The 26,192-nt window shown below is 64.1% G+C and carries 28 protein-coding genes; 18 read left to right on the top strand and 10 right to left on the bottom strand.

Features of this window, described 5'->3' with window-relative positions; all coding sequences use genetic code 11:
- Positions 1–4 precede the first annotated feature (4 nt).
- The gene (locus LB523_RS10175) at positions 5–1,021 is read right to left on the bottom strand and encodes a P1 family peptidase (RefSeq protein WP_224602526.1); all 1,017 of its coding nucleotides are present in this window, start codon (positions 1,019–1,021) and stop codon (positions 5–7) included.
- Positions 1,021–2,091, bottom strand: coding sequence for a branched-chain amino acid ABC transporter substrate-binding protein (locus LB523_RS10170; protein WP_224602525.1), 1,071 nt, complete (start codon positions 2,089–2,091; stop codon positions 1,021–1,023). The genes LB523_RS10175 and LB523_RS10170 overlap by 1 nt, the downstream gene beginning before the upstream one ends.
- Positions 2,092–2,282: 191 nt before the next feature.
- Here LB523_RS10170 and LB523_RS10165 point away from each other — a divergent pair, with 191 nt between their 5' ends.
- The 7 genes from LB523_RS10165 (at position 2,283) to LB523_RS10135 (ending at position 8,655) form a co-directional block, all read left to right on the top strand.
- Entirely contained in the window at positions 2,283–2,777 is a 495-nt protein-coding gene (locus LB523_RS10165; RefSeq protein WP_095765215.1) for a flavin reductase, read from the top strand.
- A gap of 28 nt (positions 2,778–2,805) precedes the next feature.
- Positions 2,806–3,729 carry an AAA family ATPase gene (locus LB523_RS10160; RefSeq protein ID WP_224525682.1) on the top strand — a complete coding sequence of 308 codons (924 nt, stop codon included), beginning with the start codon at positions 2,806–2,808 and terminating at the stop codon, positions 3,727–3,729.
- Positions 3,730–3,734: 5 nt separating this feature from the next.
- Positions 3,735–4,985, top strand: coding sequence for a vWA domain-containing protein (locus LB523_RS10155; RefSeq protein WP_224602524.1), 1,251 nt, complete (start codon positions 3,735–3,737; stop codon positions 4,983–4,985).
- Positions 4,986–5,071: 86 nt separating this feature from the next.
- Entirely contained in the window at positions 5,072–5,410 is a 339-nt protein-coding gene (locus LB523_RS10150) for an XdhC family protein (protein ID WP_140722749.1), read from the top strand.
- A gap of 6 nt (positions 5,411–5,416) precedes the next feature.
- Complete coding sequence (locus LB523_RS10145) at positions 5,417–6,121, top strand: XdhC family protein (RefSeq protein ID WP_224602522.1); 705 nt, start codon at positions 5,417–5,419, stop codon at positions 6,119–6,121.
- Complete coding sequence (locus LB523_RS10140; RefSeq protein ID WP_224602521.1) at positions 6,118–7,734, top strand: NTP transferase domain-containing protein; 1,617 nt, start codon at positions 6,118–6,120, stop codon at positions 7,732–7,734. The genes LB523_RS10145 and LB523_RS10140 overlap by 4 nt, the downstream gene beginning before the upstream one ends.
- Positions 7,735–7,767: 33 nt before the next feature.
- The gene (locus LB523_RS10135; protein ID WP_224602520.1) at positions 7,768–8,655 is read left to right on the top strand and encodes an alpha/beta hydrolase family protein; all 888 of its coding nucleotides are present in this window, start codon (positions 7,768–7,770) and stop codon (positions 8,653–8,655) included.
- A 15-nt stretch (positions 8,656–8,670) separates the two neighbouring features.
- Here LB523_RS10135 and LB523_RS10130 read toward each other — a convergent pair whose 3' ends face one another.
- On the bottom strand, positions 8,671–9,720 hold the full coding sequence (locus LB523_RS10130) for a DUF1176 domain-containing protein (protein WP_224602519.1): 1,050 nt from the start codon (positions 9,718–9,720) through the stop codon (positions 8,671–8,673).
- Positions 9,721–9,860: 140 nt separating this feature from the next.
- Between LB523_RS10130 and LB523_RS10125 the strand changes: the two genes are divergently transcribed.
- Entirely contained in the window at positions 9,861–10,367 is a 507-nt protein-coding gene (locus LB523_RS10125; RefSeq protein WP_224602518.1) for a DUF1993 family protein, read from the top strand.
- A 53-nt stretch (positions 10,368–10,420) separates the two neighbouring features.
- On the opposite strand, the gene LB523_RS10120 is transcribed toward LB523_RS10125, so the two are convergent.
- On the bottom strand, positions 10,421–10,585 hold the full coding sequence (locus LB523_RS10120) for a DUF1127 domain-containing protein (RefSeq protein WP_140546832.1): 165 nt from the start codon (positions 10,583–10,585) through the stop codon (positions 10,421–10,423).
- Between the two features lie 315 nt (positions 10,586–10,900).
- Here LB523_RS10120 and LB523_RS10115 point away from each other — a divergent pair, with 315 nt between their 5' ends.
- From LB523_RS10115 to LB523_RS10105, 3 genes are all read left to right on the top strand, one after another.
- Positions 10,901–11,437, top strand: coding sequence for a hypothetical protein (locus LB523_RS10115; protein WP_411966448.1), 537 nt, complete (start codon positions 10,901–10,903; stop codon positions 11,435–11,437).
- A 349-nt stretch (positions 11,438–11,786) separates the two neighbouring features.
- Complete coding sequence (locus LB523_RS10110) at positions 11,787–12,854, top strand: aldo/keto reductase (protein WP_224602517.1); 1,068 nt, start codon at positions 11,787–11,789, stop codon at positions 12,852–12,854.
- Positions 12,855–12,880: 26 nt separating this feature from the next.
- The gene (locus tag LB523_RS10105; RefSeq protein ID WP_224602516.1) at positions 12,881–14,149 is read left to right on the top strand and encodes a cysteine desulfurase-like protein; all 1,269 of its coding nucleotides are present in this window, start codon (positions 12,881–12,883) and stop codon (positions 14,147–14,149) included.
- Positions 14,150–14,209: 60 nt separating this feature from the next.
- On the opposite strand, the gene LB523_RS10100 is transcribed toward LB523_RS10105, so the two are convergent.
- Genes LB523_RS10100 through LB523_RS10085 form a run of 4 tightly spaced genes read right to left on the bottom strand, consistent with a single transcriptional unit; the run spans position 14,210 to position 18,773 of the window.
- Positions 14,210–15,238 carry a histone deacetylase family protein gene (locus LB523_RS10100; RefSeq protein WP_224602515.1) on the bottom strand — a complete coding sequence of 343 codons (1,029 nt, stop codon included), beginning with the start codon at positions 15,236–15,238 and terminating at the stop codon, positions 14,210–14,212.
- A gap of 2 nt (positions 15,239–15,240) precedes the next feature.
- Positions 15,241–15,735, bottom strand: coding sequence for a GNAT family N-acetyltransferase (locus LB523_RS10095; RefSeq protein ID WP_224602514.1), 495 nt, complete (start codon positions 15,733–15,735; stop codon positions 15,241–15,243).
- A gap of 13 nt (positions 15,736–15,748) precedes the next feature.
- Complete coding sequence (locus LB523_RS10090; protein ID WP_224602513.1) at positions 15,749–17,131, bottom strand: aspartate aminotransferase family protein; 1,383 nt, start codon at positions 17,129–17,131, stop codon at positions 15,749–15,751.
- 1 nt (position 17,132) lies between these two features.
- Complete coding sequence (locus LB523_RS10085) at positions 17,133–18,773, bottom strand: N,N-dimethylformamidase beta subunit family domain-containing protein (RefSeq protein ID WP_224602511.1); 1,641 nt, start codon at positions 18,771–18,773, stop codon at positions 17,133–17,135.
- Positions 18,774–18,919: 146 nt separating this feature from the next.
- Here LB523_RS10085 and LB523_RS10080 point away from each other — a divergent pair, with 146 nt between their 5' ends.
- From LB523_RS10080 to LB523_RS10065, 4 genes are all read left to right on the top strand, one after another.
- Positions 18,920–19,168 (top strand): ParB N-terminal domain-containing protein, encoded by a 249-nt coding sequence (locus LB523_RS10080; protein ID WP_042644583.1) that lies wholly within the window; start codon positions 18,920–18,922, stop codon positions 19,166–19,168.
- Between the two features lie 123 nt (positions 19,169–19,291).
- A complete protein-coding gene (locus tag LB523_RS10075; protein WP_224602509.1) occupies positions 19,292–20,239 on the top strand; it encodes an alpha/beta fold hydrolase in 948 nt (315 codons plus the stop codon).
- A gap of 137 nt (positions 20,240–20,376) precedes the next feature.
- Positions 20,377–20,772 carry a GFA family protein gene (locus LB523_RS10070; RefSeq protein WP_224602507.1) on the top strand — a complete coding sequence of 132 codons (396 nt, stop codon included), beginning with the start codon at positions 20,377–20,379 and terminating at the stop codon, positions 20,770–20,772.
- Between the two features lie 274 nt (positions 20,773–21,046).
- Entirely contained in the window at positions 21,047–21,259 is a 213-nt protein-coding gene (locus LB523_RS10065) for a hypothetical protein (protein WP_095765230.1), read from the top strand.
- A gap of 20 nt (positions 21,260–21,279) precedes the next feature.
- Here the strand turns inward: LB523_RS10065 and LB523_RS10060 are convergent, their stop codons facing one another.
- Positions 21,280–22,209 (bottom strand): hypothetical protein, encoded by a 930-nt coding sequence (locus LB523_RS10060; protein WP_224602505.1) that lies wholly within the window; start codon positions 22,207–22,209, stop codon positions 21,280–21,282.
- 205 nt (positions 22,210–22,414) lie between these two features.
- Here LB523_RS10060 and LB523_RS10055 point away from each other — a divergent pair, with 205 nt between their 5' ends.
- The 3 genes from LB523_RS10055 to LB523_RS10045 all read left to right on the top strand — a co-directional run bounded on the left by LB523_RS10055 (position 22,415) and on the right by LB523_RS10045 (position 25,411).
- Positions 22,415–23,287, top strand: coding sequence for an undecaprenyl-diphosphate phosphatase (locus LB523_RS10055; RefSeq protein ID WP_224602503.1), 873 nt, complete (start codon positions 22,415–22,417; stop codon positions 23,285–23,287).
- A gap of 48 nt (positions 23,288–23,335) precedes the next feature.
- A complete protein-coding gene (locus tag LB523_RS10050; protein WP_224602502.1) occupies positions 23,336–24,121 on the top strand; it encodes a phosphodiester glycosidase family protein in 786 nt (261 codons plus the stop codon).
- Between the two features lie 150 nt (positions 24,122–24,271).
- Complete coding sequence (locus LB523_RS10045) at positions 24,272–25,411, top strand: GH25 family lysozyme (RefSeq protein ID WP_224602501.1); 1,140 nt, start codon at positions 24,272–24,274, stop codon at positions 25,409–25,411.
- A gap of 400 nt (positions 25,412–25,811) precedes the next feature.
- Here LB523_RS10045 and LB523_RS10040 read toward each other — a convergent pair whose 3' ends face one another.
- Positions 25,812–26,186 (bottom strand): VOC family protein, encoded by a 375-nt coding sequence (locus LB523_RS10040; protein ID WP_224602500.1) that lies wholly within the window; start codon positions 26,184–26,186, stop codon positions 25,812–25,814.
- Between the last annotated feature and the right edge of the window lie 6 nt (positions 26,187–26,192).

Genomic DNA, 26,192 nt, shown 5'->3' with positions numbered 1-26,192 from the left:
GCCGTCAACGCGACGACCAAACCGGAAACAAATCACCGTCGGCGGGCGTCGCGGCATGGACGCCGCGGCTGATCGCGCGCGCCATGGTGGCGCCGGCGGCTGCGAACAGGTCGATCGCGGCATCGGCGCCGAGCTCGATGCCGCTCCTGCCGGTCGCCAGGGCAAAGACGAGATCGCCGTCCGCCGGCGTGTGCGTTGGCCAGATGGCGCGTGCGAAGCCGTCATGCGCCGAAATCGCCAGTCGCTTGGCCGCGGCCTTGGTCAGGACGGCGTCCGTGGCGATGACGGCGATGGTGGTGCTGCCGCCTTCGGCCTCGCCGCCCATTTGCCTGTCGCGATATTTCAGCAGGATCTTCCTGGCGTCTTCGGGCAATGGGGCTGGGTAGCCGAGGCCGCCGAACTCGTCGCCGATCTCGAAAGGCGCCGCCCAGAAATGGCGGCTGCGGCCGACCGTCACCGAGCCGGTCGGATTGACGGCGGCGAGCGCGCCGACGGTGACGCCGCTATCGAGCACGGTCGAGGCGGAGCCCAGCCCGCCTTTCAGGCCGGAGGTCAGCGCGCCGGTGCCGGCGCCAGCCGTGCCGATGGCAAAATCCACTGCTGCCGTCTGCACGGCCTCATAGCCGAGCTCGCGATAGGGCGGGTAACGGCCCCAATCCTTGTCGCCGCCATTGCGCAGGTCGAACAGGATCGCGGCCGGCACGATCGGCACGCGGAAGCCGCCGACCTCGACACCGATGTTCTTTTCGCGCAGCGCCGCCTGTACGCCCGAGGCGGCGTCAAGGCCGAAGGCGGAGCCGCCGGACAGAACGACGGCGTGGATCATCGCGATCGAATTCTGCGGCTCGAGCAGGTCGGTCTCGCGCGTGCCCGGCGCGCCGCCCAGCACCTGGACGCCGGCCACGGCGGGCTCGTCGCACAGCACCACCGTGACGCCGGATTTGAGCCTGGCTTCGGCGGCATTGCCGACGCGAAGGCCGGCAACGTCGGTGATCAGATTGCGCGGACCGGTGCGGAACATCACTTGTCCTCCAGCGGCACGAAATGCGTGCCGTCGAAGCGGAAGAGGCGGAACGGGTTCTGGCTGAGATCGCCCTTGTCGTCGAAGCGGACGGTGCCGATCGCGGTCGCAAATTCACGGCCGGTCAGCGCTTCGACGAGCGGCTGTCCAGTGCTTTCCGCACCGGCCAACGCGGCCTTGGCGACCTCGACCGCGGCATAGGCCGGAAGCGTGTAGCCGTCCGGCACGATGTTCTTCGCTGCGAAACCCTGCACCACCTTGGGATCGGCGATCTCCGACCATTCCGGGGGGGCGATCATCAGCGTGCCGACGGCATAGGGCACATCGCCCGGCGGCGTGCGCAGGTTTTCGCCTCCGGCAAAGGTGATGCCGGCATCGAGCTGGGCGGCGTCGCGGCCCATGATGGCGACATCCTCGCCGTCGCCGCCGGCGAACACCTTGGTCGCGCCGGCCTTCTTCAACCGGCCGATCAGCCCGATCTGGTTGTCGAGCTGCGGCCGGAACGTGTCGGTGAAGACCGGCTTCAAGGCAGCCTGCTCGGCTGCGGCGCGAAAGGTCTCGGCCAGCTCGCGGCCATAGATGGTGCCGTCATCGACGATGGCGAACAGGTCGTCGCGCCAGAGCTGGATTAGCTTGGCGGCGACCGCATTGCGCTCATCGTCGCCGCGCGGGCCGAGCCGGTAGACCGGCCAGCCGGTCTTGGCGCGCCGGTCGGTCAGGCTTTCGGTGCGCACGCCGACCGTGATGACCGGGATGTTGGCATCCTTCAGGATCGGCAGCGCCGCCTCGATCGCGTCGGTGCAGAGAAAGCCCACCACGACATTGACCTTGGCGTCGACGAATTCCTTCGCTGCTGCGGCGCCGCCATCGGCGGTGCAGGCATCGTCCACGGCCTTGATCGCGATGCCGTTCGCTTCCGCCGCAAGGCCGGCGCCGGCCTCGATCTGCTTGCCGAGGATCGCCGATGAGCCGGAAAGCGGCGCGGCAACGCCGACCAGCGTCTCAGCGTCGGCGCTCGCGGCCAGCGACAACCAGAGCAGCACGGCTGATGTCGTCGTGAGAAGACGCATTCGGGCTAAGAGATCCTCCATGCCGGGAATACAGTCCCGACACTGTTCCAGGAAATGCCTAAAGGCTGGCTAAGCGCTGCGCAACACGCGAATTTGCGGATTGCGGTCAAGCACTTCGCCCATGCTATGCAACTTGTGGCGTGCAATATGCCGCCATATATAACGAACTGGTTTCGACAGGTGGACATCGGGTGCTGAAGATCAATGATATCGGGCCGCAGCATTATCGCGATGCGATGGCGCATTTTGCCGGCCATGTGCATGTGGTGACGACCGACGGGCCCGGCGGCAAAAGGGGCGCGACGGTGATCGCCGCCTGTTCGGTCTCGGACACCCCGCCGACGGTGCTGGTCTGCCTCAACCGCGAGAACGCTAAGAACGAAGCTTTCATCAAGAACGGCAAGTTCGCGCTCAACACCCTCGCATCGGACCAGGAAGCCGTATCGGTCGCCTTTTCCGGCATCACCGGCCTGCCGGTGGAGGAGCGCTTCGCGCTTGCCGAATGGGATGTGATCTCGACCGGCGCCCCGACGCTGAAAGGCGCGCTGGCCGTGTTCGACTGCGAGATCATCGATAGCAAGGACCTTGCCACCCACCGTGTGCTTTTTGGCAAGGTGACAGGCCTGCGCATCGGCGATAATTTGCGGCCGCTGATCTACCACAACCGCGGCTATCATTTTCTTTGAACGTGCAAGCGGGATCCACGGAGACAAGATGACCGCGCCGCGCCCCGCGCCGAAAACGATCGACGAAACGCTCGATCTTTTGACAGGCGCGGATTATGTCGCGGACCGTTCGCTGGCGACGGTGCTGTTTCTTTCACTGCGCATGAAGCGGCCCTTGTTCCTCGAAGGCGAGGCGGGCGTCGGCAAGACCGAGATCGCCAAAGTGCTGGCCGACACGCTCGGCCGCCGGCTCATCCGCCTGCAATGCTATGAAGGGCTCGACGTCTCCTCGGCCGTCTATGAGTGGAATTACGCCGCGCAGATGATCGAGATCCGCATGGAGGAGGCGGCGGGCAAGGTCGTCCGCTCCGATATGGAGCGTAACGTCTTTTCCGAGAAATACCTGATCCGCCGCCCGGTGCTCGACGCGCTGACCGGGAAGGCGGGTGCCGCGCCGGTGTTCCTGATCGACGAGCTCGATCGCACCGACGAAGCTTTCGAGGCGTTCCTGCTCGAGATTCTTTCCGATTTCCAGGTAACAGTTCCGGAACTTGGCACGATCAAGGCGGAAGAGCCGCCGATCGTCATCATCACCACCAACCGGACACGCGAGATTCACGACGCGCTGAAGCGTCGCTGTCTCTATCACTGGGTCGACTATCCGAACGCCGAGCGCGAGCTGGAGATCGTGCGGCGCAAGGTGCCGCAGGCGAACCGCCGGCTGTCGGCGGAGGTCGTGTCCTTCATCCAGAAGCTGCGCCAGGTCGAGCTGTTCAAGGCGCCCGGCGTCGCCGAAACCATCGACTGGGCCGGCGCCTTGACCGAACTCGACAAGGTGGCGCTCGATCCGGAGACCGTGTCGGACACCATCGGCGTGCTTTTGAAATATCAGGACGACATCGCCCGTATCGGCGAGGGCGAGGGCCGGCGCATCCTCAATGAGGTGAAGGCCGAGCTGTCGGCGGCGGAGTAGGCGCGATGCCTGTGCCGCGTCCGGAACCCAAGGAAGCGCTCGCCGATGGGCGCATCGCCGACAACATCGTCTATTTCGCGCGTGCGTTGCGCAAGGCAGGCATGCGCGTCGGTCCGGCTTCCGTGAAGGACGCCATCGAGGCGGTGCTTGCCGCCGGCATCGGCTCGCGCGACGATTTCTACTGGACGCTGCATGCAGTGCTCGTCTCGCGGCGCGAGGACCATCCTGTCTTCGACGAGGCCTTCCGCCTGTTCTGGAAATCGCGCGAGCTGATCGAGAAGCTGCTGGCGATGTTTTCGCCGGTCGCTGCGAACAACGCTGAGAAGCAGAAGCCGCGGGCTGCCGAAAACCGCGTCAGCCAGGCGATGTTCGAGGGCCATCAGAAGAATCAACCGGTCCGGGAAGTGCCGGAGATCGAGGTCAATGCGCGCCTCACCTTTTCCGGCAACGAGGTGCTGCGCGGCAAGGATTTTGCCCAGATGGATGCGGCGGAGATGGCCGAAGCCAAAAAGGCGATCGCGGCCTTGCGCCTGCCCTTCGATCTGATCCGCACGCGGCGCTTCAGGGCGGACGCGCAAGGGGGTCGCATCGATCCGCGCGCCATGATGCGCTCGGCCGCGCGCACCGGCGGCGAGCTTATCCTGCCGAAATTCCGGTCTCCGCGCGAAGCGCATCCGCCGCTGGTCGTTCTGGCCGACATTTCCGGCTCGATGAGCCAGTATACGCGCATCTTCCTGCATTTCCTGCATGTGCTGACGGAGAAGCGCCGGCGCGTGCACGCCTTCGTCTTCGGCACGCGGCTGACCAACCTGACCCGCCAGATGCGCCATCGCGATCCCGACGAGGCGCTGGCCGAATGCTCGGCGGCGGTGAAGGACTGGTCGGGCGGCACCCGCATAGGCGACACGCTTGCCGAGTTCAACCGGCTGTGGTCGCGGCGCGTGCTGGGGCAGGGCGCCGTGGTGCTTCTTATCACCGACGGGCTGGAGCGCGACGACGTCGCCGGCCTTTCGCAGGAGATGGAGCGGCTGCATAAATCCTGCCGGCGGCTGATCTGGCTCAATCCGCTGCTGCGCTTCGACGGTTTTGAGGCCCGCGCCCGTGGCGTGAAAGCGATGCTGCCCTATGTCGATGAGTTCCGGGCAGTGCACAATCTCGACGCGCTGGCCGATCTTTGCGCCTCGCTCGACCAGCGGCCGGCGGCTTCGGTCGACCCGCGCCGCTGGCGGCAAGCTGGCGGGAGGCAGGCTGCGTAGCCATATGTTTCCTTGGCGGGAAACCAACGTTTACCGTAGGGACGACCAAGGTTTCCCTTGAAAAACAGACTTTGCGAGAAGCGACGATGGATGAGAGCATTTATCTCGACGAGGCCCGCGATCCGCTGATCATCGCGGAAGGCTGGATGAAGGACGGCAAGGATGTCGCCATCGCGACCGTGGTCGAGACCTGGGGTTCGGCGCCTCGCCCGGTCGGCAGCCATCTGGTTATTGACGCCGAGGGCAATTTCCATGGCTCGGTCTCCGGCGGCTGTGTCGAGGGCGCCGTGGTGACCGAGGCGATGGACGTCATCGGCTCGGGCAAGGCCAGGATGCTGGAATTCGGCGTCGCCGACGAGACCGCCTGGCAGGTGGGCCTGTCCTGTGGCGGCCGCATCAAGGTCTATGTCGAAAGGCTGGGCTGATCACAGATGGATCCCTACGTCCTGAAGACACTGAACGAAGAACGCCGCGCCCGCCGCGCCGCGGTGCTTGTCACCGACCTGGGCGACGGTCGCGACCGCATCGTACGCGAGGGCGACCATGTTGCGGGCGATCTCGGGACTGCGATCGCTGACGCGTTCCGTACCGGCAATTCGAGGTCGGTGGAGGCGGAAGGGCGGACGTTCTTCCTCAACGCGCATCTGCCGCGTCCGCGCCTCGTGGTGATCGGCGCCGTGCATATCAGCCAGGCGCTGGCGCCGATGGCCAGGATCGCCGGCTATCCGGTCGAGATCATCGATCCGCGCACCGCGTTTGCGACCCCGGAACGGTTCCCCGACGTCGCGCTGCATGCCGAATGGCCGCAGGATGTGCTGAAGCGTGCGCCGCTCGACAACTATACCGCCCTTGCCGCCGTCACCCACGATCCGAAGATCGACGATTTCGCGCTGAAGGCGGCGCTCGACGCGCGATGCTTCTATGTCGGGGCGTTGGGCAGCCGCAAAACCCACGCCAAGCGTGTCGAACGCCTGCTGGCGCTCGGCGCCGGTGCCGACCAGATCGCCCGCATCCACGCGCCGATCGGCCTCGATATCGGTGCTGCCAGTCCGGCCGAGATCGCCGTCGCCGTCCTTGCGCAGACGATCCACGCCTTCCGCTCGCGCGGTTTCGAAGCAAAAGGCGCCGTGGCGTGAAATTCGGACCGGTTCCGATCGACGAGGCGGAAGGGGCGGTGCTGGCGCATGCGACCACCGCCGGCGAAAAACGCTTCCGCAAGGCGCACCGATTGAGCCGAGACGATATCGCTGCGCTCAAGGCGGCGGGCGTCGGCGAAGTCGTCGCCGCGGTGCTTGCCGAGGATGATCTGGGCGAGGATGTCGCAGCCGCGAAGATCGCCTCCGCCATGCGTCACCGCAACGTCGAGGTCAAGCCGGCCGCGACCGGTCGGGTGAACTTGCATGCGGAAGTCTCAGGCGTCTTTACCGTCGACGCCGGGATGATCGACGCCATTAATGCCGTCGATCCGGCCATCACCATCGCGACGCTGGTGCAGCATGCGCCGGTCGAGAAGGGCCAGATGGTGGCGACGGTCAAGATCATCCCCTTTGCCGTCGCCGCAAGCCTGGTAGACACCGTGGTGAGGATTTGTGCCGGTCGCGAGATATTTGCCGTCAATGCCTATCGCCCCATAACTGTCGGCGTCATCCAGACGATCCTTCCCGGCGTCAAGCCGAGCGTGCTCGACAAGACGCTGCGCGTTACCGAGGCCCGGCTGGCGCGTTTCGGCGGCCGACTGACGGCTGAACGGCGCACGCCGCACGTCGTGGCTCCGGTCGCCGCGGCCGCAACTCAGCTGGCGCGCGACAACGACATGGTGGTAATCTTCGGCGCCTCGGCGATGAGCGACTTCGCCGATGTCGTGCCGGCCGCGATCGAGCGTGCCGGCGGTACCGTCGTCCGCGCGGGCATGCCGGTCGACCCCGGCAATCTGCTGGTGCTGGGGACGCTCGACGGCAAGCGCATCGTCGGCGCGCCCGGCTGCGCGCGCAGCCCGAAGGAGAATGGCTTCGACTGGGTGCTCGATCGCCTGGTTGCCGGGCTTGAAGTAACCGCGAGCGACATTGCCGGCATGGGGGTCGGCGGGCTCTTGATGGAAATCCCGACCAGGCCGCAGCCGCGCGAGCCGGCGCCGCAGCCGGCAAGGTCGGCGCTGAAAGTCGATATCGTGCTTCTGGCCGCCGGCCGCTCGAGCCGCATGGGCGGGCCGAACAAGCTTTTGGCGCTGTTCGACGGCGAGCCGCTTGTGCGCCGCACCGCCGGTCGTGCGCTGGCCTCGAAGGCCGCCGCCACCGTCGTCGTCACCGGCCATCAGCGCGAGCGCGTGCGTTCGGCGCTTGGCGGTCTTGGCGTGACATTCGCGGACAATCCGAATTTCGCCGATGGCCTCGCTTCGTCGTTGAAGGCGGGCATCGCGAAGGTCGCGCCCGACGCGGCCGGCGCCCTGATCGTGCTTGGCGACATGCCGGGCGTTTCGTCGGGGGACCTCGACAGCCTGATCGACGCGTTCCGCAGCTCCGACGGTCGCTCCGTGGTGCGCGCTTCGCACCAAGGCAAGCGCGGCAATCCGGTGCTTTTGCCGCGCTCGCTTTTCGCGGCCGTCGCGCAGCTCGAGGGCGATACCGGGGCGCGGCATCTGGTCGAGGCCGAGGGTCTCGACGTCGTCGATGTCGAAATCGGGCAGGGCGCCTCGATCGATGTCGACACGCGCGAGGCGCTGGAAGGGGCGGGCGGCGTTCTGCAGGATTGACAAAGCGGAGCCGAATTTCGCATGCCTCTCGGCATGGCTTTGCGTTTCCGACTTTTCTTCGCCCTGATCGCCGTGACAGCGCTTTCCCTCTCGACGGCCGAGGGGCAAACGCTTTCGCTGAAATCGTTCAAGGACGATCTCTTCGGATATCCGGCGACACTGTCGACGAGCGACAACGGCGCTTACACCGTCCTCGACTATCGCGAGATGCGCGACATCAATCAGCGCGACGAGGTGCCGGAAAGGCGCGTGCATGCGCAGTATACCGATCCCGGGGTGCGCAAGGTGCAGCAGGACCTGATGCTGAAGACCGACGCCGGCGATATCAGGCATGTCGCGGTGGGCAGGACCGAGGGCGCCTCCATCATCGTTCTCTACCTGCATGGTCAAGGCGGCAGCCGCAAGCAAGGCGTGGACGACTTCACCTTCGGCGGCAATTTCAATCGCATCAAGAACCTGATGGCCGCCAACAACGGGCTCTATCTTTCGCCCGATTTCCCCGATTTCGGCGACAAGGGCGCGGCGCAGATCGCGGCGCTCATCGACCACTATGCCGAGACATCGCCGAGCGCGAAAATCTTCGTCGCCTGCGGCTCGATGGGCGGGATCATCTGCTGGAAGCTCGCCGCGCGCAAGGACACGGGCGGCCGCATCAGCGGGCTGCTGCTGCTCGGATCGCTGTGGGACGACAGCTTTCTCACCAGCCCCGCCTTCAAGCGCCGCGTGCCGGTGTTCTTCGGCCAGGGCAGCCATGACGTGGTCTTCCCGGTGGAGAAGCAGGAAGCCTTCTTCCGCTCGATTCTGGCCAGGAAGGCTTATCCGACCCGCTTCGTACGCTTCGAGACCGGCACGCACGGCACGCCGATCCGCATGGTCGACTGGCGCGGCACGCTGAACTGGATGCTGACGAAAGCGCCGTGATTGCGCTGCAGCGCCTCAAGGCGCCGTGTTGTAGTCGATGACCGTCTGCGGATTTTGCTCGCCGTCATAGGATGCATCGACGTCGTACTGGACGAGCGAGAAATCGCCGTTGCGGAAAAGGTAGGTTCCCGATGACGAGGCATCCCCCACGCCACGCCATTTGTTCGATGTGGTGATGGTTTTGGTGTTGTCGTCATAGTCCGAATTGGTCGCCCAGCCGCTGGTCTTGAACCCGATGATATGGATCGATTCGACCTTGCTTTCGCTGTTGTTGTTCTCGTAGCGGATGTCGAGGTCCGGCTCGGTGAACTGCAACTGTGAGACGCCATCGACGTCGTCGGTGATGTAGTAGACCGCCGTCTCGTTGTAGGCGGCCATCGAGCAGAAGAAACGGAACAGCCGCGTCTCGCGCTCCGGGTCGCTGGGCTGGGCGTCCTTGTCCTTATAGTGGATGGAATGAGCCTCTGGCTCGCCGATCGGCTTGCCGTCAGGATCCTGCTTGTCGCACTGGTCGCCATAGGTGGCGAGGAAGGCCTTCTTGGCCTGCTCCAGGGCCTCGTCCTTCTTCGGCGGCGGCGGGCCGTCGCCACAGCTTGCCGGCACGGCGCTGTCGAAATCCTCGGTCGACGGCTTCAACGCGCCCTTGTCGATGAAGATCGGCTGAAAGGGCGGCTCCTGGATCTGCGCATTGACCTGGCGGACCGTGTAGCAGCCGGCGAAAACCTTGGCCTCGCCTTTTTTGTCGGTCGCCTGGATGGCGACCGGGACGCTGTAATAGATGCTGCCGGCAGCACCGTCCTCCGAGATGGCGCCAGTCTTGACTTCGACGCTGTCGGTGCCGTCGTAACCCTTGACGAAGGCATTGAAGTCCTTTGCCGGCTTCGTATCGCCGAAATAGCCCCAGGCGCGGGCGAATTCGTGACGGTTGATGGCGCTGTAAAGCGAGCGGACGACCGCATCGGCGCTTGATCGGTCATCGACATAGGGCGCATCCGCCGCGGACGCGGAATGCGTGAGGCCGGCCAATGAGAAAAAGACAGTCGCTGCGAAAGTGGCTCTTTTCATCGATCCTCCGCTCGGTAACGAAAATACTACCACGGCGATTGCGGCGGCGCGGTGACGCCATGGGGAGGACCGCTTGAAGAATCGTGGCGGGAGGCGCTAGTTCACGGCCCGCGGCGCTGGGCCGCGTGGGGAGATTGCCCGTGACCATTTCCATGTACGACATATCGGTGGGCGTTTTTTCCGCCAGGCTGAAGGCGCTGGCCAGCGTCTTGACGGCGGCGGAGCAGAATGCCGGCGAACGCAAGATTGATCCGCAGGTGTTCCTCACGGCGCGGCTGGCGCCCGACATGTTCGCGCTGGCCAGGCAGATCCAGATCGCCACCGACCATGCCAAGGGCGCGCCGTCGCGGCTCGCCGGGCGCGAGGTGCCGAAATATGAGGACAATGAAGCGAGCTTTGCCGAGTTGCAGGCCCGGATCGCCAAGACACTCGATTATCTGGCGACATTTGCGGCGGCCGATCTGGAAGGATCTGAGGACAGGACGGTCGAAGTGCGGCTCGGCGGCCGCGAAACCACGCTGCCTGGCCTGCAATATCTGCTGCACCTGGCGATGCCGAATTTCTACTTTCACGTCACCACGGCCTACGACATCCTGCGCCACAATGGCGTGCCGCTCAGCAAGCAGACTTTCCTCGGAAGTCGTTGATTTTGAATGGCTTGGAGGTTTCCCGGGATTCCGGGAAACCTCTTTGGCTCAGCTCAGCGGATCGACATTTCGCGCGCGATGCGCGGAAAATCCGCCGGCTTGACGCCGATATCGGCGCGGTCCGCATTGCTCATCGCGTTCAGAAGCGCAAGCGCCGAGCGGTAACGCTGGTGTTCCTGCGGCCTCGGCCGAGCGAACATTTCAGTGAAGAACCCCATGACTCAGTTGCCCCAGTTGGTCCTCCCGACCTTAGCATATAGCCGATTTGTTAAAATTGTGCAGTGCAGCATTTGCATGGCTGCCATGCCGCGACAATTTTTCCCGCCACAATCGATTTTCCGTGAAACTTTTCGGCAGGCTCGACCGTAGGCACCTGTGCTGGCACATGGCTGGCTTTTTCCTCGCCACTCCTGGCGACTTGCCGGACTGCATGAATGAGCAGTCCGGCTTTTTATTTTCCGATGCCATTTTGCCGGGCGGAAAAGCCGCCAATTGTCAATATCGCCAGAATTCATTCTTAACGAGAGCCCACTATGTTTGGCGGCATCACTGCATGCCGTCACGACAGGGAGGTTGAGATCGGCACCGGGAACAAGCTCGATTTCGCTTCGTTGCTCGACGACCTGATCGTCGCCTCGGAGAAGGGCGAGGACGAGGGCGCCCGACCGTCCATCCCGTTTGATTATCTGTCCGTGGCCGATGAACTGCATTCCGGCCGCATCAAGGTCGCCGGCGAGAGCGTCGCCGCCGAATATCGCGAGTCCGCCGCCGACCTCGCTGCCGAGTTCGCAGCACTTCTCGACCAGGCGAAACTGACGCTTGCCGGCGAAGAGCAGTGGCCCGAGGAGAAGCTGCCGCCGATCGATCCCGAAGCGATCGCCGGCGAGCTCGGCCTCGACCGTCCGGCCAAGAACGCCGATTTCAGTCGCATCCGCCGTAACTTCGCCTTCGCCAACCATCCGGACCGGGTCGCGCCGCATCTGCGCCAGCGTGCCATGATCCGCATGCAGGTTGCCAACATGCTGATCGACGAGGCCAAGCGGCGGGCGCAGGCCGGGGCGAGGCGGTAGTTCCCTCCATCAGAGACTTCGCTATCGAAATTGGCTGGAGCCTCTCCAATATTCGTCATCCTTGGGCGTAGCGACGCGAAGCGGAGCGCGGACCCAAGGATCCATTCCGTGACCTTCAACGTAGAGTGCAACGGTGCAGAATTCTGTAATCGTTGCAACGCTTTAGGGTAACGGAATGGATTCTAGGGTCTGCGCGCGTCGCTTCGCTCCTTGCTCCGCCCTAGAATGACGAACTGACTGACGCTTCGGCCAATCTCGAAACTGGGCGACTTTGCAAAACGCAAGCGTTTTGCTCTATGTTCAACTTCCTCCCCGCGCTGTCCGCGCAAACCTCCCGCCGGAGAATTCCATGCATAAGCGCCGCCTCGGTCGGACCGATCTCCTTGTTTCGCAAATCTGCCTCGGCTCGATGACCTGGGGTCAGCAGAACAGCGAGGCCGAGGGCCACGCGCAGATGGATCTGGCGTTCTCGCGCGGGGTGAATTTCATCGACACGGCCGAGCTTTACCCGATCCCGCCCAAGGCAGAGACGCAAGGGCGAACCGAGAGGATCATCGGCAGCTGGATGAAGGCCAATCGAAACCGCGACAAGGTCATCCTTGCCTCGAAGGTGGTCGGCCGCACGGCCAACGCATGGTTCCGCGGCGATCGTCCGTCGAAGCTGGTGCGCGCCGACATTTTCGACGCGGTCGAGAAATCGCTGGCCAAGCTCGGCACCGACTATATCGACCTCTACCAGATCCACTGGCCGGACCGGGACATTCCGTGGGGTTCGAACCCGACGCGGATCGGAGCGGTGGCGCGCCGGGCCAATGCCGCAGCCGCGCCCGCAGACGAAACACCGATTGCCGAGACGCTCGCCGTCTTCCAGGACCTGGTGAAAGCCGGCAAGATCCGCCATCTCGGCCTATCGAACGAAAGCTCCTGGGGTGTCATGCGCTTCGTCTTCGAAGCCGAGAAGGGCTCCGGGCCGCGCGTCGCCTCGCTGCAGAACGCCTACAACCTCGTCAACCGCACCTTCGAGGTGAACCTTGCGGAGGTCTGCGAGCGCGAGGAGATCGCGTTTCTTCCCTATTCGCCGTTGGCGCAGGGTTATCTCACCGGCAAATACGATCATGGCGCGCGACCGCAGGGCTCGCGCTCGCAGCTGTTCAATCGAGGCCAGCGCTACGAGACGCCGAACGCGGCGGAGGTGCTGCTTCAGTACAATGAGCTGGCACGTTCCTTCGGCATGGAGCCAGCGCTTTTCGCCAACGCCTATGTGGCGAGCCGGCCCTTCGTGACCGCGAACATCGTCGGCGCGACCACGATCGCGCAGCTCGGGACGGCGCTGTCCTCGGTCGATGTCGCTTGGACGGATGAGATGCAGAAAGCGGTCGACGCCATCCACCAACGTGTCGGCAATCCATGCCCTTAAGCGAGAAAAACAAAGGGATGGAGACGATGGCAGAATTTCCGATCGAAGCCGTACGCGGCAAGTTTCCGGCGCTTTCGCTGACCGATGACGGGCGTCGCCGCATCTATCTGGACAATCCCGCCGGCACACAGGTGCCACAAGCGGTGGCCGACGCAGTATCCCGCTGCCTGCTGACGACCAATGCCAATCTCGGTGGTTTCTTTGAAACGACGGTCGCGGCCCAAAAAGTGGTCGACGCTGCGCATGCCGCGATGGCCGATTTCCTGAACGCACCGAGCGTCGAGGAGATCGTCATCGGCGCCAACATGACGACGCTGACCTACCACATGTCGCGCACGCTTGGCCGGATGATGAAACCTGGCGACGAGATCATCGTCACGCGCATGGACCATGAGGGCAATGTCTCGCCCTGGCTGCAGCTTGCCGAGGATCTCGGCCTTGTCGTGCGCTTCCTGCCGTTCGACGAGCGGAGCTGGCAGGTGGAGGAGACGGCGCTCAAGGGACTGCTTTCGGAAAAGACGCGGCTTGTCGCGCTGAACTATGCCTCCAATCTCACCGGCTCGATCAACAAGGTGAAGGCGCTGACGGCGGCAGCTAAACAGGCCGGCGCGCTGGTTTATGTCGATGCCGTGCAATTCGCGCCGCACGGGCTGGTCGACGTGCAGGCGCTCGGCTGCGATTTCCTGATCTGCTCGGCCTATAAATTCTTCGGGCCGCATTTGGGCATATTGTGGGGCCGGCGCGACGTCATCGACGCGCTCCAGCCTTACAAATGCCGCTGCTCGTCGAACGTCCTGCCCGAGCGGTTCGAGCTCGGCACGCCGCAGATCGAGCTGATGGCCGGGTTGACGGCGGCAATCGACTATTTCGCCGATCTCGGCACTGCCGCCGGCGAGAGCGGGTCGCGGCGGCAGCGGATCGCCAAGGCGTTCGAGGTCTCGATGGCCTACGAGAATACGCTGGCCCGGCAACTGATCGAAGGCCTGTCCAGCATCGACGGCCTGGTGATCCACGGCATCACCGATCCGGAACGCCTCGCCGAGCGGGTGCCGACCGTTTCCTTCACCGTCGAAGGCATCGCGCCGGAAACGATCGTGCGGCAGATGAATGCCGAGAACATCTTCGTCTGGTCCGGCCACAATTATGCGTGGGAGGTCGTCCACCAGCTCGGAATACCCGCCGAGCAGGGCGTCGTGCGCATCGGCATTGCCCATTACAACACGGCGGCCGAGATCGAGGAGACGCTCGAAAGCGTGCACCGCGTGATCGCGATGCTGCGGCAGCAGCGCTCGTAGTTTTTTAGCTTTACGCAATTCCGGACGAAAAACCGCTACACACTTTTCCTGGAATTGCTTCTAACTCTGCTTGCCGGCGAAGCCGGTGAGGAATGCGGTGAGGTTGTCGCCGAGCGCATCGCAGAGATAGCCGCCTTCCTGGACGATGACCGTCGGCAGGCCGAGTCCGGCGATCGCTTCGCCGATGCGCGAGAAGCCCGGCGTCGTCACCGACAGGCCGCCGAATGGGTCGCCCTCGAAAGCATCGAGGCCGAGCGCCACGACGAGCGCTTCCGGCGCGAAGGCGCGGATGCGCCGGAAGGCCGTCGCCAGCACTTCCAGAAAGGCCGCGTCGCCGGACTTGCGCAGAAGCGGCAGGTTGAGATTGTAGCCGAGGCCGGAACCTTCGCCGCGCTCGTCTGCATATCCCCAGAAGAACGGGTAGAAACGCACCGGATCGGCGTGCAGCGAGACGGTGAGCACGTCGGGGCGGGCATAGAAGATGCCTTGCGTGCCGTTGCCGTGATGCAGGTCGACATCGAGGATGGCGACGCGGGCGGCGTTCTTGCGCAGCACCTGCGCCGCGACCGCCGAATTGTTGATGAAGCAGAAGCCGCCGGCTACATCGGCGAAGGCGTGATGTCCGGGCGGGCGGCAGAGCGCATAGGCCGAAGGCGCGCCGGCCATCACCGCTTCGGCAGCTTCTACCGCGCTCCAGGCGCTCCACAGCGCGCTGTTCCAGGTCTCGGCCGAAATCGGGCAGGCGGTGTCGGCCATGTGGTAGCCGGCCTGGCCGACCGCCGAGGCCGGGTAGGAGCCGGCGCGGGCGATCGGGTGGATGTTCGGGATGACTTCCGCCGAGGCGCCTTCGATGCGCTGCCAGCGCGCAAAAATGTGCTTGAGAAAATCGAGATATTCAGGCGTATGCACCGCGGCGATCGGGCCAAGTCCATGATTGCCTGGACGTTCGACCGTCAAGCCGGCCAATCTTGCGCCGGCTAACAATCGTTCAATCCGCTCCGGCTTTTCCGGGTTGGGCTGCTGCGCGCCGCTGGAGAGGAAAGCTTTCGGGTCATGGCGCTTCTGCTCCTCGGCATAGAAGGCTTTCATCGTCATTCCTCCGGTGTATCGGCAAACGCGAAAAAGGCATCGCCGACGATTTTCTGCACCTGCTCGTAGCTCGACCGGCCGATGCCCAGTCTTTCGTAGAAGGCCTTGGCCGTCTCATTGTCGGTATCGACGGACAGCCTCAGATAGCCACCGCCGGCCGCGCGGCACTCCTTCGCCACGCGTCTGAGCAGTTTTTCGCCGATGCGGCGGCCGCGAAAACGATCCTCGACGTAAAGGTCCTGCACATAGACGCCGGGACGGCCCATCCAGGTCGAGAAAATCGGGAAATGCAGGCAAAGCCCGGCGAACTCGCCGTCGATCTCAGCGATCAGGGTCGAGAAGGCGGGTTTGGCGCCGAAGCCGTAGCGGCGCAGATCCTCGGGCGTCGAAGTGATTTCCTGATGCGCGCCGATATCGGTACCGAGGCGCAGCAGGGCGGCGTGGATGGTTTCGACATCATCGATGGTGCCGGGGCGGAGGGTGATTGGTGCCGGCATCAAAACACCTTTCTCATCCCTCCACCGGCAGATCGAGTTCCTCCGCCAGCGCCTCCAGCGAATCTCCGATGATGGAAATCATCTCGCCGATCTGGTCTCTGGTGATGATCATCGGCGGCGCCACCATGAAATTGTCGCCGTCGACGCCGCCCTTGACCTTGCGGCCATAGATGATCAGGCCGCGCGCATAGGCGTGGTCGAGAAGGCGCTGCGTCGCCTTGCTGGCCGGATCGATGGGCTTCAGTGTCTCCGGATCGGCGACCATTTCGGCGCCGGTGAGCAGGCCCTTGCCGCGCACGTCGGCGATGAAGGGGAAGCGCTTTTGCAAGCCCTTCAACTCTGCCATCAGCACCTCGCCCATCGCGGCGGCGTTGGCGATGAGGTCGAGCCGGTCCATCTCGCCGAGCACGGCGAGGCCGGCGGCGCAGGCAAGCGGATTGCCGGCGTAGGTGTGGCCGTGCTGAAAGCCGCCGGAGGCCAGCAGCGGCTCGACCAGGCGCATCGGCGCGGCGAGGGCGCCGAGCGGCGCGTAACCGGAGCCCAGCCCCTTCGAGAGGGCGACGATGTCGGGCCTGCAGTTCCAGTGGTCGCCGCCGAGGAACTTGCCTGTCCTGCCGGCGCCGCTCATCACTTCGTCATGAATCAGAAGAATGCCGTAGCGGTCGCAGATCTCGCGGATGCGCGGATAATAGCTGTCGGGCGCGACAAGGGCTGCGGTCGCAGCACCGCCGATCGGCTCCATGATGAAGGCCAAAACGCTTTCCGGGCCTTCTGCGAGAATCTTTTCCTCCAGCATGTCGGCGTAGCGGATGCCGCGCTGCTCCATCGAGAGATTGTCGCGGTCGCGCCAAGCTGTGGGTGCAGGCACTGTCGGCATCACCTTCATCATCGGCGTGAAGGTTTCGGCCAGCGCATCATCGCCGGTGACGGAAAGCGAGCCCAGCGTGCCGCCATGATAGGACGGGAAGCGGGTGATCACCTTCCAGCGCTTGGGCTGGCCGGTGGCGACCGCCCATTGGCGGGCGAGCTTGATGCAGGATTCGGTTGCTTCCGAGCCGCCGGAAACAAAGAAGATGCGGTCCATGCCTTGGGGCAGCTTGCCGGCCAGCGCGCGCGCAAGCTCTTCGGCGGGCTCGTTCTCGAAATGCAGCCGGTAGGCGAAGGTGGTCTTGTCCATCTGCCGCTTCATGGCGTCGAGCACGTTGCGGTTGGAATGGCCGATATTGGCGACCATCGGCCCGCTCGAGCCGTCGATGAAGCGGCGGCCGTCCTTCGTCCAGAAATAGATGCCCTCGGCGCGGTCGACGAGCGGCCGGCGCAGGCTGGAGAGGTAGAACAGATGCGACGGCGGCCGCGCTTCGGCCTCTGCTACGGGCTGGACTTCCAGTTTCGACATGTCAGGACTTTCCGAGATAGCGGTCGAGAACATTTTTGGTCACGCGTTCGACCATCGCGTCCTGCCTTAGCAGGCCGGCGACCCATTCGCAGCTTCCGGCGTGGAAGACCTCGCCTTTGCCGCGCGGGAAATTGACGATCATGCCGTTGCCGCGCTTGACCTTGTCGAGATTGGCGTCGCTCGCCTCGCCGAACAACGTCTCGGCGGTGAAGCGGCCATCCTCGTCGGCGAGGAACTGGTCCTCGATCGGGATGTCGGCGCTTTCCTCGACCTGGCTCGCCATGCCGACCGCCAGCACCTGCAAGCCGTCCGGCGCGCCGCTGGTCGCGGTCGGGTAGGGCAGGCCGCCACGGATCTCGAAATCGAGGCCGTCGACTTCATAGCCGTAGACATGACTGTCGGCGCCGAGCAGGTCGCCGTAATAGATGCCGGTGCCGGCAAAGGCCCAGTGCTCGGGCCGGTAGACCGGGAAGCCACGCACGCCCCGCGGCGCGCAGCCGCCCCAGCCGGCATAGACGCCTCGGGTCGCATTGAGGCCGAAGGTGGCGCTGCCTGGACGGCCGATCTCAGGCGCTTCCCAGGAATTGGTTGCGCGGGTGACGTCGCCGCCGCGATAGGCCGGGTCTTCCGCGCGTGCCTTGTATTTGTAGCAGACCTGGCGGCGGCCTTGGTTCTCCAGCCTCGTCTGCCACATGAAATTGCCGGCGAAGCGCGCCGCATGCCCGCCGCGCTCGATATAATTGTCGACGGCGTCGCGCATCTCCCAGGTCCAGTATTCGTCGTGGCCGACGAAGACGACGCAGTCGTAGCCGTCGAGGATTTCGGGCGAGAAATGGAGCTCGTGCTGGTTGGCGAGATCGACCTGATAGCCGGCGCGCTCGGCGAAGCGAAAGAAATGGCTGTCATAGCTCGCCCAGCCCGAAGAGGCATATTTCTTCGAATGTCCAGTGGCGAAGGCCCACTCCATATGCGGATAGCGTGGCACGGTCTTCGGCGGCACCGCGACTTCCAGCGGCACGCGCGGCGCGTCCTTAGGCAGTACCACGAAGCCGCGGCACCAGGGTCGCTGCGTCGAGACCGTCGTGGCGTATTGATCGCGGTTCGGGCCGGTTATGCCCTGATAGTGGTTCGAGCCACCCCACGTGTTGTAGGCGAGCCAGGTACCGGTCGCGGCGACCTGCAGCAGGCGGCCGGGCTTGCGGCCGGGCAGGGGTGTGACGATGAAGAGATGATGGCTGTGGATTGGCGTCCCGTCGCGGCCTTCGGCCGAGAGCGTCACGCGATAGGCGCCGGACGGCCAGTCGACGCCGACGCGGAATTCGAACGAAGCCTCCCAGTTGCAGCCTTCGACCGAGCATTGGTCGGGCGTATCCTGCCAGCGCGCCGACAGGCCCGCTCCCTCGAAAACTTTTGTTTCGCTCTCGCCGTCGCGGATGACGGCAAGGCTGAATTGCGGCGCCGACGCGCTGACGAAGAGCGTTACCGTCTCGCCGGGGCGATAGGAAAACCGGTCGCTGTAGCACCAGATCTCGCCGCTCGGGCCATCCATTCCCGGCCATTCGTAATAGTGGCCGCGCACCGCCTCGCGGCGCTGCTCGGGCGTCAGCCCGAAATCGGGGAATTCACTGGGCAGTTGCGTCAAGGAACACCTGAGATCACGAGGCCGTCATTGAGACCATCGGCTGGCCAAGCGTCAAATGGAAAGCATCGGGCCAGCGCGCTCGCGCTTGGCCGCCGCCGGCAAACCAACTATTCATGCTGAGGCGACATTCTCGCCGAGGAGCCGACATGCTGCGTGTGCAAAAGGTCAAGGTCGACGACATCTACGTGCCGACGGCGCGGCGCAAGACGCTGCATCCCGAGACGGTGCGCCATCTCGCCGAGGATATTCTCGAAAACGGCATGAAGACCCCGATACAGGTGCGACACGACGGCAAGCGCCACATCCTGGTCGAGGGGCTGCATAGGCTCGAAGCCGCGAAGTGGCTCGGCGAGACCATGATCGACGCTTATCTCGTGCAGGCCAAGCGCCACTGATCCTTCTTCTTTGGAGTCGCCTGCCGAGGCGCTTCCACTCTCCCTCGAATTATTTAGCGGGCCATGTCGGCTTGGGTTCTCCCACCGCGTCCTTGAGGCAACGCAAGCGGAGAGGAGACTGAAATGCCCAAGACCCTGTTTTTCGCCATCCTTGCTTCGGCAATGACCCTCATAGCCTCGCCGAGCGCAAAATCCGAGGAGACCAAGCCTGTCATGACCAGTGAAACCAAAGCTCTCTTGAAGCCGGAAAAATCCGGCCTGCTGCCGATCGACGGCGTGAACTACTACTACGCCGTCTACGGCAAGGGCGAGCCGCTGCTTCTTTTGCATGGCGGCCTGGGTTCGAGTGACATGTTCGCGCCGATCCTGCCGAAATTTGCCGAACATCGCACGGTGATCGCCGTCGACCTGCAGGGACATGGCCGCACCGCGCTCAGCGAACGGCCTTTCGGCCTTGAGGCGATGGGCGACGATATGGCGGCCATCGTCAAGGCGCTCGGCTACGACAAGGTCGACGTCATGGGCTATTCGCTTGGCGGCGGCGTCGCCTTCCGCATGGCCGTTCAGCATCCGGAGGCGGTGCGTCGGCTGGTCATGGTGTCGACCGGCTACGCCGCCAACGGCTTCTATGACGAGATGCGTCCGCAGCAGGCGCAGGTGAGCGCGGCGGCCGCCGAGTTCATGAAGGACACGCCGATGTATAAATCCTATGTCGCCGTGGCGCCGAAGCCCGAGGATTTCCCAAAACTGCTCGATGCGCTCGGCGCCTTCATGCGCAAGGACTATGATTTCTCGGCCGACGTGCCGAAGCTGAAGATGCCCGTCATGCTCGTCTACGGCGACAGCGACATGTACAAGCCCGAGCACGAGATCAAGTTCTTCCAGATGCTCGGCGGCGGATTGAGGGACGCGGGCTGGATGCGCGAGCACCTGTCGCAGAACCGGCTGGCGATCATCCCCAACCGCACGCATTACGACGTGTTCTTCGCGCCGGAACTGGTCGCCAGCACGCTGCCGTTCCTCGACGGTGTCACCAAGGTGAAGACCTGGGACGAGATCGTCAGCGAATGAATCCTGGCCGCTGGCCGCCTGACGCAGCCGGCCAGCGGCATCAGCTCAAGCGATCGTATCCCATCAATGTTTTTTGATTGACCCTGCCATGCCGGCCACTAGGGTGCCCGGCATTTCCTCTAGGCAGGTGTCTGGTGATGACCAAGTATGAGGGCGGATGCCTTTGCGGCGCGGTGCGCTACAGGGCCGAGGCCGAGCCGATCAACGAACGCGTCTGCCATTGCCGCATCTGCCAGAGAGCGATCGGCGCCGCCTTCAATGCGCGACTTCTGTTTCGCATTGACGACGTGACCATCGAAGGACCGGTGGCGACGATCAATTCCACGCCAGACCTCAAGCGCGGCTTCTGTCCGGTTTGCGGCACGACTTTGTTCTCACGCCGTGATTCCAGGGGCATTCTCGGCATCACCTCCGGCTCGCTCGACGACCCGTCGCTGTTCAAGCCCGACATGCATTTCTGGACCGCGTCGAAGCAGCCCTGGGTGATGCTCGACGATGGCCTGCCGCAATATGAAGGCGCGCCGCCAGCGTAGCTTCTTCCTTCTCCCCTTGTGGGAGAAGGTGGCCGAGCGAAGCTCGGTCGGATGAGGGGTGTTCCAGAGAATACCAGCGTCTCACTCCGCTGGAACACCCCTCATCCGTCTCGGCGCTTGCGCGCCGATCCACCTTCTCCCACAAGGGAGAAGGAAGAAGGCCTGCACAAAAAATTCATCTTCGATTTACGACATAGCCGGCAAAGCGTCATTGGCGGGCCATCTTTGGCTGCCTATCTACGCGCCATGCGGGAAGGCATCGAGGAGGCGACGGATGAGCGAGAGCATCAATACCCTGGACGAGCTTTTGAACGACCCGATGGTCCAACTCGTGATGGCGCGCGACCGCGTGCGCCCGGCCGAGCTTCGCCTGCTTCTGGAAAAGGCTCGCGACAGGGCAAGCGATGATTCCCGCATCGATCAGGCTTCGGTGCCGCCGGCGCATGTGGTGGCAAGAAGCTGCCTGAAGCAGTGGTTGTACCGCTGAGGCAACTCCAGGGAAATTGGTCAGCTCGAATTCGCAGGCAAGTAACTGTAATGGCAACGCAAATAGGCGAGCTTGAAGCCGAGCCGGTCGTAGTTGCGATAGGCCGGCCCGTCGCGGTCGGGGCGCGGCGCCTCGATATCGGCGACAAACAATTTCGCACCGGCGGCTATGCCGTCGCGGACCAGCCTTTCGCCAAGCATGGCGTCAAGATCGAAGCTTGGCGCCATGATGCCCGGTACCGGCGCGTCGATGCCGGTCCAGGCGGCCCCGTCTGAGATGAAGAGCGAGCGCACGGCGGCGACCGCGCCCCTGCGTTTCAGCATGTAATGATGCCAGCCCTTGCGATCGACAAGCGCCATCAGCCAGGGCGAGGTGGGGAGCCTGTATTTGGCATCGATGAAAGATGCCCATTCCGAAGCTGTCCTGGGCGTGACCTCCTCGATCACCAGATCGTCAACCGGGATCAGCGGGTCGCTCGGGAAAAGCGGTTCGTCCGCCAGCGGCGTCGCGTCGCGATAGATGCGCTCCCAGCCGCCTTGCTGCTGCATCCCGCGCGCTTCCAGCCAGCATCTCAGCCGCGACGGCTCAGTGTGTGGATTGGTATAGAACCACGGCCGCCTGATGCCGGCATCGCGGTAATGCGCGAGCAACGTGTCGACCTGTTCTTCCGTCGCCGGACCATCGACGCCGATATTCTTCACGCAGTTGAAATGGATGAACGGGATCGTCGTGCAGGTGGTCCAGACAAGATCGCCGTCCTTGTCAATCGTCAGCCCTTGCCGGGCCGCGAAATCCGCCGGCGCCGCCTCGTAGAGGTCGAGCCAGGCAGCGACCTCGGCGCGCTCGATGGCGCGGCTGGTATCGCGCGACACCTCCTCGATCGCAATTTCGGCAGCATGCGTTTCCGGCGGCGTGACCGGCTCCAATTCCGACAGGGCGGCGGTCGACATTGTGATGCTCCTCCGATTTGCCTTACAGTGTAAGATTAGCGGAGAATAATATGGCGGTGCCAGTTGTCAAGCAGGATTAGCGGCACCTTACAAATCCGTGAGTTGGAATCACGCTATCGTGAGGCTAAGCCTGTCCTCCAGGCTTTTCGAATGACGATTCACTTTTTGCCCCCAAGAACGATAGGGGCACGGGGAAAGGACCGGGATGACCGACGTCTGCACGCAAGGACTGGATACCGGCTTTGTCGGCCTGGGTTATGCCAAGGTGGCATTTCTCGGCATCGTGCAAGGCATCACCGAATTGCTGCCGATCTCGTCCACGGCGCATATGCGCATCGTGCCGGCCGTTCTCGGCTGGCAGGACCCCGGCTCGGCCTTCTCCGCCGCCATGCAACTGGCGGCGCTGGCGGCGGTGGTCAGCTATTTCTGGAGCGATGTCAGGGATGTGCTGTTCGGTTCGGTTGCGGCGATCTCGCGCCGCGATTTCGGCGACCGCTATTTCCGCCTGGCGATCAGCATCGTGCTTGCCACCGTCCCGATCGTCATTGTGGGCCTCGCGCTTTCCGGCGTGCTCAACGCCTGCAACTCGCCGCTGCGGGGGCTCGCCGTCATCGGCTGGGCCTGTATCGCCATGGCGGTCCTTTTGGCGCTCGCCGAGATTTTCGCCAGCCACAAGCTCGTGCTGCGCCAGGCATCGATCCTCGACGCGCTGCTGGTGGGTGTGGCCCAGGTCGGCGCGCTTATCCCCGGCGTCTCGCGCTCGGGCTCGACGCTGACGGCGGCGATGGGGCTGGGCTTCGCCCGGCCCGAGGCGGCGCGCCTTTCCTTCCTGCTCGGCCTGCCGGCCATCGCACTGGCCGGCCTCAAGGAGCTCTATGAACTGCACAAGGTGCATCTCGATGCGCATGGCTGGTCGATCCTGGCCGTCGGCCTTGTCGTCGCCTCGATCTCGGCTTTCTTCGCGATCTGGGGGCTGATGCGCGTGCTCGAGCGCTTCTCCGCCTGGCCGTTCGTCATCTATCGCGGCCTGCTCGGCGTGGTGCTGCTGATCGGCGTCGCGACCGGCTGGCTGGTCTAGAGGTCTCGGCCCACTCCGCTATATCGACGCCGACGCCCGGGTGCGCTGATGGATCTTGTGACGCTGCTGCAATCCGTGCCTTTGCTTGCGACGCTGGTGAAATCGGCGGCGCCGGCGGCTATTGGCGCCGGCATGGGCCTCGGCCAATGGCTGGCGGCGCTGCCGCCCTGCCGCAACCAGATTTTTGAGAACGCGACCTATCTGGTTTGCGAGGCCGATCCGAAGCATTTTTCCATCGAGCTGTTCTGGAAGAACAAGGACGGCGATCTCTACCGATCGCTGCACAATCTGCGAAGCGCGCAGCAGGCGGCGGGGCGCACCATGCTCTTCGGCATCAATGCCGGCATGTATCATCCCAACCTCGCGCCGGTCGGCCTCTATGTCGAGCGCGGCAAGCAGGTCACGCCAGCCAGGACCGGATCGGGAACCGGCAATTTCTCCATGCAGCCCAACGGCATCTTCTATCTCAGCGCCGGCAAGGCGGGTGTTCGCGCGACCAAGGATTATCTGAAGCGCCCGCCGCGCGTCGACTATGCCACGCAGTCCGGGCCGATGCTGGTCATTGACGGCAAGCTGCATCCGAAATTCCGTTACGACGGCACCTCGCGCAAGATCCGCGATGGCGTCGGCGTGCGCGCCGACGGGGTCGCGGTCTTCGCGATCTCGAATGATGTCGTGACCTTCCATGAATTCGCGCGGCTGTTCCGCGACCGGCTCGGCTGCCCGAACGCGCTCTTCCTCGATGGCTCGATCTCGAGCCTCTATGCGCCCGGGATCGGCCGCAACGACGATTTCTGGAATCTGGGGCCGATGATCGGCGTGTTCCGGCGCTAGCCGAGAACCGCTTCGGCGCCATCCCGAATCATCCGCTCGCGCCAAAAGTAAATTTTGATTCAAACTTTGTTGGTAATTTCTCATTAGGAATGGCGTTTCCGGCGGCGCTGTTCCTGCCTTCGGTCTGTGTTGTTTTGCGTACAGGTCAAGATGCGGATTTTTGGCGTCGTCAGTTTCGTGCTCGCATCGCTTTACCTCGCCGGCTGCTCGTCTACGTCCGGCGTCGATGCCTTGCAGATGCCGTCCAATGAGACGACGAGCTCGGTCGTGCGGCCAAGCGCGCCGGTGTCGAAGGGCGCGAGGACAGCCGTCGCCGAAAGAACCGTCGAGACCGCATCGATGTCGGGCGCCGCGCGCATCAAGCCGCCGGCGCCGTTGCTCGACGAAAACAATGCAATCCCCGACGACGAGAACGCTCGCCCCGGTGACGAGAACTCGCGCCCCTTCGGCCTTGCCGAGGAGGAGACGGTGAACTTCCCGGCGGCCAATCTGCCGGACAGCGTCGAGCCGCCGGTGCAGGAGGCAGCGCTCGTCTCGCCGCCGAAACGGCTGTCGCGCGCCACGCCCGCCATGCTCGCCGGTCCGGTCACCCGCTATGCGTTCCGCGACGCCAAGCCGATCAATTTCGGTCGCTCCTCGCCGCGCCATCTGGCCGTGCACGGCGTCGACGTCTCGCGCTGGCAGGGCAACATCAACTGGGGAAAGCTGCGCGCCCAGGGCGCCAATTTCGCCTACATCAAGGCGACCGATGGCGGCGATCATCTCGACCCGATGTTCATGAAGAACTGGCGCAACGCCGATGCCGCCGGGCTGAAGCGGGGCGCCTATCATTTCTTCTACTGGTGCCGCACCGCCGGCGAGCAGGCCGACTGGTTCATCCGCAACGTGCCGAAGGTCGACGGCGCGCTGCCGCCGGTTATCGACGTCGAGTGGAACGGCGAGTCCTCCTGCAAGCGGCGGCCTTCGCGTGAAAAGGTGCTGGAGAAGATGCAGGTGTTCATGGACAGGCTGGAGCGCCACTACGGCCAGCGGCCCATCATCTACACCAGCCCCGACTTCTATCGCGACAACCTGCGCGGTGCCTTCCAGGACTACCCGTTTTGGCTGCGCGCCGTGGCGGCGCATCCGTCAAAGGTTTATCCGGGCCGCAGATGGCTGTTCTGGCAGTATTCCGGCTCCGGCCTGTCGCATGGCGTCAGCGGCCGCATCGACCTCAACGTCTTCCACGGCGACGAGCGCCAATGGCGCGCCTGGCTGGGCGGCGGGCAGATGGTGGCCGACGCGGATTGAGCCGGAGTTTTCCCTTCTCCCCTTGCGGGAGAAGGTGGCCGCGAAGCGGCCGGATGAGGGGTGCTCCAGCTTGATGGAACCTTGCCAGCTTGGGGCGCCGCAGTAAGATCGCCAGCCTCTCACTCCGCTGGAGCACCCCTCATCCGTCTCGGCGCTGCGCGCCGATCCACCTTCTCCCACAAGAGGAGAAGGAAAGGGCGCTCATGCCTCGGCCCCGCGCGGTCGTCATCCTCGGGCTTGACCCGAGGATCCATTCCGTGACCACGGTGAAGCGTGCAAACGGAGCAGAATTCTGGACCGTTGCAACGCGTCGATGTAACGGAATGGATTCCAGGGTCTGCGCGCGTCGCTTCGCTCCTTGCTCCGCCCTGGAATGACGAAACAGAAGGAGCATCGCCACCTACCCCTCGTTGATCATCGCCTCGATGTTATAGCCGTCGGGGTCGAGCACGAAGCAGGCGTAGTAATGTTCCGCATAATCCGGACGAGGCCCGGGCGCCCCATTGTCGGCTGCGCCGGCATCGAGCGCCGCCCGATAAAACGCATCGACCTCCGCCTTGCTCTTCACCCGGAAGGCGACATGCAAGTGGGTGAGCGGCGAAGGTTTCTCACCCGTGCTCTGAATCTCGAACAGGCAGCCGTTGCCGACATCGAAGGCCCAGAACACGCCGTCCTTGCCGAAGGCGAGACGATAGCCCAAGGGCGCGAAAGCCTTTTCGTAGAAGAGCTTGCTCTTGTCGAGGTCGCTCACTTCGATGGTGATGTGGTCGATCACGCTCTC

The organism is Mesorhizobium sp. ESP-6-4, assembly GCF_020164735.1.
In the GTDB taxonomy this organism is placed as follows: Bacteria; Pseudomonadota; Alphaproteobacteria; order Rhizobiales; family Rhizobiaceae; genus Mesorhizobium.
Note: the sequence above shows the minus strand (reverse complement) of the source record. Positions and strands in the feature narration are given on the sequence as shown.